Source organism: Rhodococcus opacus (assembly GCF_012396235.1).
Lineage (GTDB): Bacteria > Actinomycetota > Actinomycetes > Mycobacteriales > Mycobacteriaceae > Rhodococcus_F > Rhodococcus_F opacus.
In genome coordinates this window covers 36596-47703 of record NZ_JAAXPA010000026.1, presented here as the reverse complement: position 1 = coordinate 47703, position 11108 = coordinate 36596, and the positions used below count along the sequence as shown (strand labels likewise).

The following is an 11108-nucleotide window of genomic DNA, read 5'->3' as shown; positions in this document are numbered from 1 at the left end:
CTCACGCCCCACCCCCCATGGCGGCGCGGGTTGCTCGCGAGTCCAGGGCGTCGAACACGTGGGCCAGGTGCACGTAGTGCGTCCAGTCCGAACGGATCAGCTCGATGTCGTCGGCCATCTTCACGATGAACCGGCGGGCCTGGTCCAGGTGTTCGGTGTCGGTGTCCTCGTCGAGGGTGTCCTCACCGCCGCCGCCGAGGCCGGCCAGGAGTGACTCGTAGCCCTCGCCGGGCGGAAGGTTCAGCAGCTTGAGCGCGCCCTCGATCGCGTGGGTGTTGCCGCCGAGGTCACCGATGATCACCTCGTACGTCAGCGCGGACTTGTCGTCGGTGCCGTCGATGCCGAGGTAGTCGTCGGGCAGCTGCGAGCAGACCAGAGCGCGAACCTTGTATTTGCGGCTGTCGCGGGCGATCCGCAGGTTCAGGGTGCGTCCGGCGCCGGTCTGCTCGAGGTACTTGTTCTCGTCGAGAAAGAGCACCTTGCGTTCGTAACGCGGCAGCTCGTAGACGAGCCGGTTCGCCATCCACGCCGCCATGTGCATCAGGGGGCCGGCCATGCGCTGCTGCGGGGTCCACTGCGCCGGGTCGGTGCCCTCGGGGGGTAGTTGCAGGCCCGGCATCGTCAGGACCGTCAGGCGCACGTTGCGGTCGATGTCCTCGTCGTCGCCGATGGTTCCCTCCTCCGGGAAGAGCACGCGGGCCTCGGCGAGCTGGGACATCATCGCCAGGTCCTGGTGGATGGACCGGGCGCAGGAAATCAGGTCGAGGTTGGTTTCGTCCTTGCCTTCGCCGATCGTGGCGATGGCGGCGAGGACTTCGCTCAGGTTGTGGCGGCGGTCGCCGCCGACCATGTTCGCCGCGGTCTGTAGGACCGTCTCGGTCCATTGGTGTTCGAGGCGCGAGGGTGTGAGCATCATCTTCAGGACCGACACCGCCACCGAGATCCGCTCCGCCTCCGCGGCTCGCAGATCCGCCTCGTACTGCGACTGTGCGGCGGCGACCGGATCGGCGTCGTCGGTGTAGTCGGGATTGGACGGGTCGTACTCTGGGTCGTCGCGGCGGGGGTCGACGATCACTCGGTAGGGGTTGAGTGATCCCGGACGCGAGGTGCGACCGGTCAGCGCCTGCACCTCGGCGATACCCCGGAACTCGGGTAGCTGCGCAAGCTTCTTCAGCGGCCCCGACGGGTCGAGCACCACACCATAGGCACCCGCCCGCACCGCCTGGTAGACGAGCATCCCGGCGAGGAACGTCTTACCCGAGCCGGGCACCGCGACGATCGGCGTCAGACCGGACTTGTGCTTCTTCTCGTGCGCGGCAAACAGATCCCACACCGCAGGCCGCGGAGCGATCGACGCGGTCTGCCCGACCACCACACCGGTGCGGTCACCGATCCGGTCACCGACCGCGGCCATGCCAGCCGACAGCGCCTTCACGTTCATCCGCCGGCAGTGCGCGATGTTCGCCAGCGGCTCACCCGGGATGAACTCGCGCAGCAGCTGGTACTGGCCGTGCTCGGGTTCCAGGCGAATCCGCGGCGCGTACATCTCCTGCAGCAGCGCGACCTTCTCCTTGGCCTCCTCCGGCGACGAACCGACGACGAGGACGCGGTACCAGCCCTCGGTGCGCACCGACAGGCCCGAGTGGTCCTCCTCGATGTCGGAGATCACCCGTTGGGCGAGTGCGTGCTGTTCGGCCAGTTCCTGCGGCGGGACCTGGTCGTGTTCGACGGTGTAGTGGTCGAACTGGGCCTCGATCTTCGACGTCAACCGGCGCAGGCTGCGCAGCGTCTGCCCCTTGGTCTTGAGCGAAATGCGCTCGGACCATTCGAGGGGTTCGCCGGACGGATCGCCGATCACCTGCCACGGCAGCATCTTCTCCGGGATCGGCAGCGGCGCCATGCGCCCGACCGTCAGGACGATCGCGTAGCCGGTGTAGTCCCGGCCGCCGACCTGCCCGCGCACCGTGGTGTAGCCGTCGCCGGGGGTCAGCTCGAGGGTGGTGAGGTCTTCGAGTGCGGCGACGTCGGATTCCTCCCAGTCGCCCGCACCGGAGATCACACCGTCCGCATCGAGCGGCAGCCCGAGTGTCGCCGAGCGCAGCATCAGGTAGTCCATCTGCGCTGCGGTCGCGGGTTTGGCGTTCACACCCTGCCCGGACAGGTGCCGCTCGATCGTGGCGAGATGGTCCGCGATCGCCTTCTGCTCGCCGAGGAACGCATCGCGCGCCCACTTGCGCCACAGCTGAGCGAACTTGCCCAGCAGTGGCCAGTCGACGACAGGAACCAGCCACTGCCCGACCGTGTCGAGCCCCTGCGCGAGCACCGAGCGCGGCGGCAGCTCCACGCCCCAGTAGCGGCCCTTCTGGGTAGGGTTGCCCCACAACATCGCGTGCTGTTGCCCGCGTAGGTAATCCGCCCACGACAACGCACCCGGCACGTCCGGGATCGGATCGGCCCACGCGTCATGCGCCTGCGCCCACTGCCGCACCGGCCACGGTGTGCGCACCAGCCGCCGGTGCAGCCCCGTCACACCGGCCTCGGCGAGGTTCGCCACGACAAGGCCCTCGTTCTGGATGTAGCGGCGCTGCTTGCCGACCGGACGCATGTTCCACGGCCCCGGCGGCTGCACGAACCACGCCGTCGACTGCCGGCGCGTGCGAGTGACGTTGCCCTCCACCCCGACCAGCGCGAGACGCACCGCCTTGCGTTCGCGGTCCGCGCGCTTCTTCGCCGCCGCGGCCTGCCTGGTGAACTCCGCCTCCGGGTCGCCGCGGCGACCGCGCTTCTTCCCGCGCCGCTTACCTTTCGCGGTGGGTTCTGGCTCCGCGTCAGGTGCGGGGGAGGAGGCCACGGCCGGTGCGGGGGCTGCGATGTTGCTGTTCGGAGCCTGTGACCAAGCCAATTCCTGGGCCGGGGCCGGCGTGGCGGCCGATCGGTTCGCCGCCATCGCCGCCGCCCACGACGGCGGCAACGCACCGGGCGGAACGATGACCGGCTCGGGCTCGTCGAAGTTCGGATCGAACAGTGCGGCGATCTCGTTGTCGGGCTGCAAAGTCATCGGGAGGACTCACCTTCGATCGGCGTGACGGCATGTGCGCTGCCGGCAGCGCGGGAAATGGCGGGAATGCGGAGCACGACGGTCTGGCCGGGCTTCGGTGGGCGCGGTGCGTTCAGGTCGTTCCACGCGGCCCGGATCACCGCCCGGACCGGGCGGTCGGCGTTGACGAACTTCGTCACCCGCGCGGTGAGCACGACGGTGATGACCACCATCACGACGAGGGACTTGAAACCCAGCGGCACGTGCACGATGCCGCGGGCGATGACGAAGACGGTGACCATGAATGCGGCCCCGAGCCCGAGCGCCGCGTACCGAATCCGGACGGGCAGGGTGAACCCGGTTGGGCCGAGGTAGTGCTGATCCACCCGGTGCAGCAGGTCGTCGTTGTCGATCACAGTCGGCTCCCTTCGATCGTCGATTGGTGATCGGGCACGGCAGGTCAGACCACTCGGATGCCGAACAGGCCGAGAATCCAGTTGCCGATGCCGGTCGCGGCGCTCTCACTGCTCGCGAGGGAGAAGAACGCGATGCCGACGAGCGACAGACCGCCTACGGTGAAGACCTTCGACAGGTTGCCGCGCAGGCCGCCGAGGAGGACGACGCATGCGATCAGGGCGAGGATCGTGAAGATGATGTTGTCGCCGATCCACGCGCGCAGGCCGCCAGTGGTGACTTCGGTGTTCTGGGCGAGTACGTCGACGCTTCCGGGCGGGGTGGTCGCCAGTTCGGCGACTGCGGACGTGAGGGACATGAGCACACTCCATCGCTGAGTTCGGTAGGTGCATCTGAATGTGGATGCGCACGACCGTAAGTCGATTTCGCTTTTCATCTCAACGGGGTGTCCGCGCCGGGATCGGGTCATCGGCGGAGGCCGATGGGCCTGTGGGGTACTGGGAATGTCGTCCCAGCGACGGGCGCGCAGCGGCGGCACGGGCGGGGCTGCGCACGACCTCGATGGGCAGCCGGTAATCAGGCTGCGGGTGAGGGGATTCCCCGCGGTGATTCGAACGATGGGGGCGGCCCGTGTGTCGTCGCGGTGATCAGACCCTATGGGGCGCAGGGGGTTGGAGGCTCGTGTATAGGAGCGCGATGGAGCTTCGAGGCTATGGGTACACACACGGGCTCTGTGGGCGTGAGGTCGGGCGGTGTGCGCACGCGGTGCAGACGGCGGGTCCAAAGGCCGCGCCCAGAAGGGCTGACGCGGCAGGTGCGCAGCGAGCGGATCAAGCACCCGGTGAGCCGGTGCGTGGAGACTGCGCTCAGATGCGCGGTGAAAACGGCGGTGGATTCGAGCGCTCGAAAAAGCGCCTCCCAGGCCCACCCCCTCCGGGGGCCACTCCCCCCCGGCGTTCCTTGGGGGGGAGTGTAATCCAGAATTGCGCTCAGCGCCAACGCTATTCGGAACACCCACGTACAACGCTATGAGCAGTGCTTGAACCAGTGCCGCGGCGAGCACTCACCGCCGCGCATGTCCACGCCTTCCGCGGCGCTCACAACACCACTCGGTCGATCGGGCACACCCGCTCGCAGACGCGCGTGGCGAAGCACTCGAAAAAGCACTCGAAAAAGCACTCGCGCGAGCGCTGAATCCCGCGCCTCACACTGCCCCGTGAAGCACTCGGTGAACGCCCCGCAGAGCGCTCGAACGAGCGTGCTGAACAGCGGTCGATAGAGTGCCCCCGGCGCAAGAGTCGACATACCGATGCAACCACCGCTCACACAGGCGGTGAACAGAGCGCCCGTCAGGGTGCGAGTCGAACGCGTTGAGGGTTCGGCAATCCGGCCTGGAGATCGTGCACGAGAGCGGTGTTCGCCGCACCGCCGGGGTGCGCCACACGAGGGGGACACCCCGTTGAGGAAAATCGCGGGTTTCTGTCACTGTGCTCAAAGACGCCTCCTCGGACGGCGTTCAGGATCGAGACGATCGAAAGGCACAGGCGGTGAGCGGAAATCACGACCCACTCAAGGACTGGTTGGTCGCGACGTGGCGCGATATCTTCGGCGATTCCGGCGACGGTCGCGGCAACGAGGTCGGCGAGAACGGCCAGCCGACGCGCATCCGCCGTTTTTCCCCGCTCTCGCCCATCGCCGTCGTCGCCGCGGGCGTTGCTGTGTACTCCCAGCGCCTGATGTCGGCGGCCGCCGGCAACGAGACGGTCGTCGAGGTACTGACGAAGCTGCACGGCTACCGGGTGCTGCTCGTCGCCGCCGCTGTCCTGCTCGTCATCGTCGACGTCCTGCACCACCGCACGCACAGGTGGTCGCAGATGCTCGAATCGGTGGTCCGGCAGGGCACCGGACACCTGCCGAAGACGATCGTCGTCTCGTTCCCGCCCGGGTGGCGTGTGATCCGACGCGCGACGATCACATTGCGCCGCGGCACCGTCATTCGGCCCAAGCAGTTCGAGGAGGTCTCCCGCGCGATCGCGGCCGCGTTCCCCGGCAGTGACAAGTGGGAGGTCAAGGTCCGCCACGAGGCCCACCACGATCGCATCATCATCGCCCGTAAGACCATCACCCCGGACACCCGCTCCGACCGCCAGAAGGTCCTCCAGGGCGCGCTCGATGACGCCTCGATCTTCAAGGACCCGAAGGTCACTGTAGAGACTGTCGACGAGGCCGGCGTCGAGACCGGCTACCGGATTGCGTTCGAGAAGTCGATGAACGCAGGCGCCAAAGGCTTCCAGCTCAAGGTCGAAGAAGCCCTCGCCTCCCTGGCAGGGCAGCACGAGTCCGGCCGCAACTGGACCACCGACTGGTACCCCGACAAGGGCCACCTGGTGATGCGTCTGGTCACCGCGATGCCCTCGCGCGTCGACCACCCGCTCGAATTGGTCGACGAGAACCTGCGGCACCTGCCGTATGCGACCGGTGCCGCGGACCGAATCATGTACTGGGACGTCTCCACCAGCTCCAACAAGCCGCACTGCCTGATCGTCGGCCCGACCGGTGGCGGCAAGACGTCGGTGATCCGTACCCTGCTGACCGAGGCCGCCCGCCGCGGAGTTCCGTTCGTCGGCGTCGATCCGAAGATGATCGAACTCGACGGCCTTGAGGGCTACCCCGGCTGCGGCGCGATCATCTACGACGCACTGCGCGCAGCGATATTCGTGCGCGCACTGCACACCGAGATGATGGCCCGCAACGCCTACATCCACCAGATGAAGATCGAGGGCTCGCAGCTGCCGCTGATGATCGCGGTCCTCGACGAGTTCTTCATCCTCTCCGGCAAGTGGCAGCGCCTGGCCAAGACCGGTGACGACGAGACCCGCGAACAGCTCAAGGAACTCGACCCGCTCGGCGCGTGGGCCGACCTCGCCGTCCTTGCCCGTTCGGCCGGTATCCGGCTGCTGCTTGGTGTGCAGCGCCCCGACGCCAGCCTGTTCGGTGGCGCGTCCGGGAACGCGCGCGACAACTTCGGTACCCGCATCAGTCTCGGCAACCTGTCGCAGGACGGTGCGCTGATGATGTGGGGCGACTCGACTGTCGGCCGTGAGGTCGACACCTCCGTCAAGGGCCGCGGGATCGCGCTCGGCGACGACGGCAACCCCGTCGACGCACAGATGTGGTGGACCCCCAACGTCGACCGCCACCCCAACAAGTGGACCCAGCTCGCCGCGAGCGAGAAGGCGATCATCGACGGCCTCAAACCTACCGAGGCCCCACAGTTCACCTGCTACTCGCAGGAGCTGGCCTCGTTCATCGAAACCGAACGCGCCCTGGCCACGCGGACACGCAGGCACGGCCGTGCTCCCGAGCCGATCGTCATTGGCGCGACCGCCACCAACGACGGCCCGTCCGCCACGTCACCGACTGTGGACGCCGCGCCCACCGGCGATGCCGACTTCTCGGACGTCATTCCCGCCTCCGCGGTCGAGGCCGGCCAGACCGTCCTTGTCGACGACGACCACGGCGAACTCGTCCCCGTCACCGTCGACTCGGTCGACGTCCGCCGCGGCGCCACGGGCGAGGTCGTCGAAACCGTCCTGACCGTTGGCACCGGACGTGTGAAGACCCGCATCACCTTCGACGCCACCGGCGTCGTCGTCCTCCCCGAACCCGACCTCGTAGGAGCGCCTGCATGACCACCGCGAACCCGCCTGAAGGGACCGACATGCATCCGCCCTACGCGACGGCCGCTAGTGGTGAAACCCTGTCCTGGAACATCTCCTCCCACGCAGCCGGGCCGCACTGCCTGATCGTCGGCCCGACCGGTGGCGGCAAGACGTCGGTGATCCGTACCCTGCTGACCGAGGCCGCCCGCCGCGGAGTTCCGTTCGTCGGCGTCGATCCGAAGATGATCGAACTCGACGGCCTTGAGGGCTACCCCGGCTGCGGCGCGATCATCTACGACGCACTGCGCGCAGCGATATTCGTGCGCGCACTGCACACCGAGATGATGGCCCGCAACGCCTACATCCACCAGATGAAGATCGAGGGCTCGCAGCTGCCGCTGATGATCGCGGTCCTCGACGAGTTCTTCATCCTCTCCGGCAAGTGGCAGCGCCTGGCCAAGACCGGTGACGACGAGACCCGCGAACAGCTCAAGGAACTCGACCCGCTCGGCGCGTGGGCCGACCTCGCCGTCCTTGCCCGTTCGGCCGGTATCCGGCTGCTGCTTGGTGTGCAGCGCCCCGACGCCAGCCTGTTCGGTGGCGCGTCCGGGAACGCGCGCGACAACTTCGGTACCCGCATCAGTCTCGGCAACCTGTCGCAGGACGGTGCGCTGATGATGTGGGGCGACTCGACTGTCGGCCGTGAGGTCGACACCTCCGTCAAGGGCCGCGGGATCGCGCTCGGCGACGACGGTCGGCCCACTGCCGTGCAGATCCGAACCCCTGAGCAGGCCCCAGCAGAAACAACCTTTACGCCGATGACCTGGTACTCGCGGGAACTCCCGAACTTCCTCGACAACGCCTTCCGGGGCGACTGACCTCAGCTCCACCAACACCACCACCGAAAGGGAACACCCATGAGCCGCCGTATCTCCCAGTCGATCACCCCGACTACCGAGGACGTGGCCGCGCTGCGCGGACCGTTCGTCGCCAAGGGGGCGAACGACCCTGTCATCAAATCGCTGCGCGAGTACTTCAAGAGCTCGGTCCCCGTGTGGCTGACCAAGCTCAGTGAGGAGCAGGAGCTGACCCGCGAGCGGCTCGCAGAGATCCGGGACGCCTCGTCCAAGCGTCGCGTCGTCATCGAAGCGCTGCCTGAGGGAAGCGCCCGTGACAAGGCCCTCGCCGAGCTGGAAACGGCCGAGGCCGTCGTCGACGACATGGACACGGCACTGTCCGGCGCCAGTGCTTTCGGGGGCAGCTGACGATGACGCCGCCGACCGTTGATGTCGAGATCACCTCCACGACCACTGCCCGCGCCACCCTGGCGGACGCCGACGTGCCTCCGATGAATCTGGAGGCGAACGAGAGCAAAACACTCTCCACTGTTGTGCACGAGTTCCTACACAACATGGCGCAGACCCAGGGCGTTGACGTCGAGGTCGTCTACCGGACGGCAAAGGACACTCGGTTCCTGACCGTCGGCCCGGACGGGAAGACGGAGGAACGCGCCCTGAGCATGCCCCTGCCGACCGTCACGCAGACCGGGCCCGAACCGGTGGCGGCGGAGCCTGTCGCCACGCCGCCGGGCGGGCCGGTGGTCGTGGCGGCCGAACAGATCGCCTACGAGGCGGCCCCGCCGCACTTCGGTGCCTCCACGCCTTCCCCAGTGGGGCAGCGGCCGACCGAGCCGATCACAGGCCCAATCGCGGGCCCGTTGGACGTGCTCCCGCAGCTGTCCGCGCCGCGCGCGAACCCTGCGGCGAGCGACCCTGCTCGGCTCGGTGTGCGTGGCCGACTCAACGCCATACTCGGACTCAAGCTCGCACCGAAGACGGACTCGCTCGAGAGGCGACTGCGCGATTCGCAGACAACGATCGCCCGCCCGCTCCCCGAGGACGCAGTGATCACCTTCGCCAACCTCAAGGGCGGCGTAGGCAAGACCCCGATGTCGATCAGCCTGGCCGAGACGCTGGCCGAGCACCGAGGCCCCGCCACCGTCACGTGCATGGACCTCGGCGAAGTCGGCGGCAGCTTCGCTGATCGCGTGGCCGTTCCTCCAGCCGCGGGCAAGGACGTGGTCGGCCTGCTGGCTGCGATCGACCCGGCGGCCACCGACGTCCGGCCGTCCACGCTTGCCCGCTACCTGACGCGTCAGCCGTCCGGCTCCGACATCATCGCCGAGCGGGACGGGGCCGACTCGCCCCTGAGCTACGACGACGCCGCAGCGCTCGGGGCGATCCTCGGCCGTCACCGCGACGTCCTGGTCGCTGACACCGGAAATTCCAGCCATGCCGGGAGTTGGCGCTGGGCGATCACGGCCGCGCACGCGGTGATACTCCCGGTTCCGCTGCGCCGCGACGCCGCCGCGGCCGCCCAGCGCACCCTCGCCACGATCGCAGCAGTCCGGCCCGACGTTTTCGCCCGCACCGTCGTTGTCATCACCGCCGGGCCCGGGGACGTTCCGATGGTCGAGATCGAGGTTGTCAACGCGCTCCCCGCGCTGAGGGTGTGCCGGATGCCGTTCGAGCCGTTGTTCGCCTCCGGCGAGCGCATTGCGCTCAGCCAGTTGCGGCGGGAGACGCAGGACGCGTTGACCGTGTTCGCGGCCACCGTTGTCGACCTGATGGCGGGCGCCGTGGGCTGATGCGCTGGCCCGGCCAGCCAGGTCGGGCGTGACCGTCCTACCTCCGATCCTTCCCATTCCATGAAGATCCGGCCCTCCCATGGGGCGAACCCAGATGAAAGGCGATGCTCGATGAGCAACGACATCAACACCGATAACCGGGCTGCCCGCCGCGCCCGAGGCCGGCACCGCCGCCGCAGCGCCACCCAGGCTGCCACCGCGCTGGCAGTGATCACCGCTGCCCTGGCCTCCGGCATTGCCCTGTCCCCGTCCGCGTTCGCCGACCCGATCCAGGGCGGTGTCACCGGCGGCAGCAACCAGGAAGGTGTCACCGGCGGCGACACCCCCAGCGGAACCACCACCACCCCCACACCAACACCAGAGCCCGCATACGTGCCCGAGACCCCGGCGGAACCGGTGTACTGGGTCGAGCCGCCCGCCGAGTACCAGAACATCGAGTACCAGCCGCTCCCGAACTACGACTACGACACCAATGCGTATGTCGAGCCGGAGAACTACTACCTCGCGCCGGTGCAGCTCGACCAGCTGCACCTGCCGACCCCGGTGGAGCCGACCGCACCGTTCATCGCGCCCCGAGACACCCTTCGGCTGGGTGAGCTGCACATCAAGCAGCCGAACTGGATCAGCGACCTGGACAGGGACCGCACCAACAACACGATGTCGGTTGTCCAGGCAGGGGTCTCGACCGGTTGGCGGTCGATCGGCGTGGAAATGAACCGGGCCGACCGGATCGCCGCCGCACAGGTCGGTGCCGGCGCGCTGGGAGTGGTCACCGGTGCTGCTGCCGCCGGTGTTCCTGCCGCCATCGCCGGCGGGGCCGCTGTCGGCACCGTCGCAGGACTCGTGGGTGCTACCGCGGGCAACGCGTTCATCCCCGGCATCGGCTGGGCACCGGTCGGGGCCATCGCGACCGGCGCCGGTGCTGCGGCCGGGGCCGCGGCATTCGGGCTTCCCGCGGCAGCGCTCGGCGCGGTCGTCGGTGGCGCGGTCGCGGTGGCAGCGGTCACCCCGATCGCCGCCGGCGACAAAGGCGAACCCCGGGAGATCGAGGTACCGGACATCGACTCCGAGGCCGTGACCGCACAGACCGAGACCGTGCTCACCGACTGGGAGAACTCCGGCCCGGTCGGTCAGGCGGCCGCCGGCGCCGTCCAGGACACAGCCCAGGCTGCGCCCGCGATCGACCAGCAGGCCCGCGATTTCGTCGCTGCCCAGCCCGGCGGCGAACAGATCATCGACCAGGTCGATGGCGCCCTGAACACGTTCTTCACCGACGCCACCGCCGGCCTGGCCGGGAACCTGCTCTCGAACGCCATCGGCGGCGGAATTCCGACCGCTAACTGACACC

General features: G+C 68.4%; 7 protein-coding genes and 1 pseudogene. 5 read left to right on the top strand and 3 right to left on the bottom strand.

The genetic code is table 11. From position 1 onward, the window contains the following. Window position 1 precedes the first annotated feature (1 nt). From HGB39_RS28150 to HGB39_RS28140, 3 genes are read right to left on the bottom strand one after another with little or no spacing between them, the layout of a single operon-like run. The gene (locus HGB39_RS28150) at window positions 2–3058 is read right to left on the bottom strand and encodes an ATP-binding protein (RefSeq protein WP_064080661.1); all 3057 of its coding nucleotides are present in this window, start codon (window positions 3056–3058) and stop codon (window positions 2–4) included. Continuing rightward, a complete protein-coding gene (locus tag HGB39_RS28145) occupies window positions 3055–3453 on the bottom strand; it encodes a hypothetical protein (RefSeq protein WP_012687085.1) in 399 nt (132 codons plus the stop codon). Before HGB39_RS28145 ends, HGB39_RS28150 begins: the two co-directional genes overlap by 4 nt. A 44-nt stretch (window positions 3454–3497) precedes the next feature. Next, window positions 3498–3809, bottom strand: a complete 312-nt coding sequence (locus tag HGB39_RS28140; RefSeq protein ID WP_064080660.1) for a hypothetical protein — start codon at window positions 3807–3809, stop codon at window positions 3498–3500. A gap of 1189 nt (window positions 3810–4998) precedes the next feature. Here HGB39_RS28140 and HGB39_RS28135 point away from each other — a divergent pair. From HGB39_RS28135 to HGB39_RS28115, 5 genes and pseudogenes are all read left to right on the top strand, one after another. Next, complete coding sequence (locus HGB39_RS28135) at window positions 4999–7143, top strand: type IV secretory system conjugative DNA transfer family protein (protein ID WP_168442970.1); 2145 nt, start codon at window positions 4999–5001, stop codon at window positions 7141–7143. Between the two features lie 32 nt (window positions 7144–7175). Further along, window positions 7176–7878, top strand: a pseudogene (locus HGB39_RS28130) (FtsK/SpoIIIE domain-containing protein); the annotation flags it as partial. 152 nt (window positions 7879–8030) lie between these two features. Beyond that, on the top strand, window positions 8031–8378 hold the full coding sequence (locus tag HGB39_RS28125; protein WP_064080963.1) for a hypothetical protein: 348 nt from the start codon (window positions 8031–8033) through the stop codon (window positions 8376–8378). 2 nt (window positions 8379–8380) lie between these two features. Beyond that, window positions 8381–9760, top strand: coding sequence for a CpaE/TadZ family protein (locus HGB39_RS28120; protein ID WP_064080962.1), 1380 nt, complete (start codon window positions 8381–8383; stop codon window positions 9758–9760). 111 nt (window positions 9761–9871) lie between these two features. Beyond that, window positions 9872–11104 carry a hypothetical protein gene (locus HGB39_RS28115; RefSeq protein ID WP_064080961.1) on the top strand — a complete coding sequence of 411 codons (1233 nt, stop codon included), beginning with the start codon at window positions 9872–9874 and terminating at the stop codon, window positions 11102–11104. Window positions 11105–11108 lie beyond the last annotated feature (4 nt).

Coding starts and splice junctions, on each gene's coding strand:
- HGB39_RS28150 (WP_064080661.1), bottom strand. CDS start 3,058: ATGACTTTGCAGCCCGACAACGAGATCGCCGCACTGTTCGATCCGAAC.
- HGB39_RS28140 (WP_064080660.1), bottom strand. CDS start 3,809: ATGTCCCTCACGTCCGCAGTCGCCGAACTGGCGACCACCCCGCCCGGA.
- HGB39_RS28125 (WP_064080963.1), top strand. CDS start 8,031: ATGAGCCGCCGTATCTCCCAGTCGATCACCCCGACTACCGAGGACGTG.
- HGB39_RS28120 (WP_064080962.1), top strand. CDS start 8,381: ATGACGCCGCCGACCGTTGATGTCGAGATCACCTCCACGACCACTGCC.
- HGB39_RS28115 (WP_064080961.1), top strand. CDS start 9,872: ATGAGCAACGACATCAACACCGATAACCGGGCTGCCCGCCGCGCCCGA.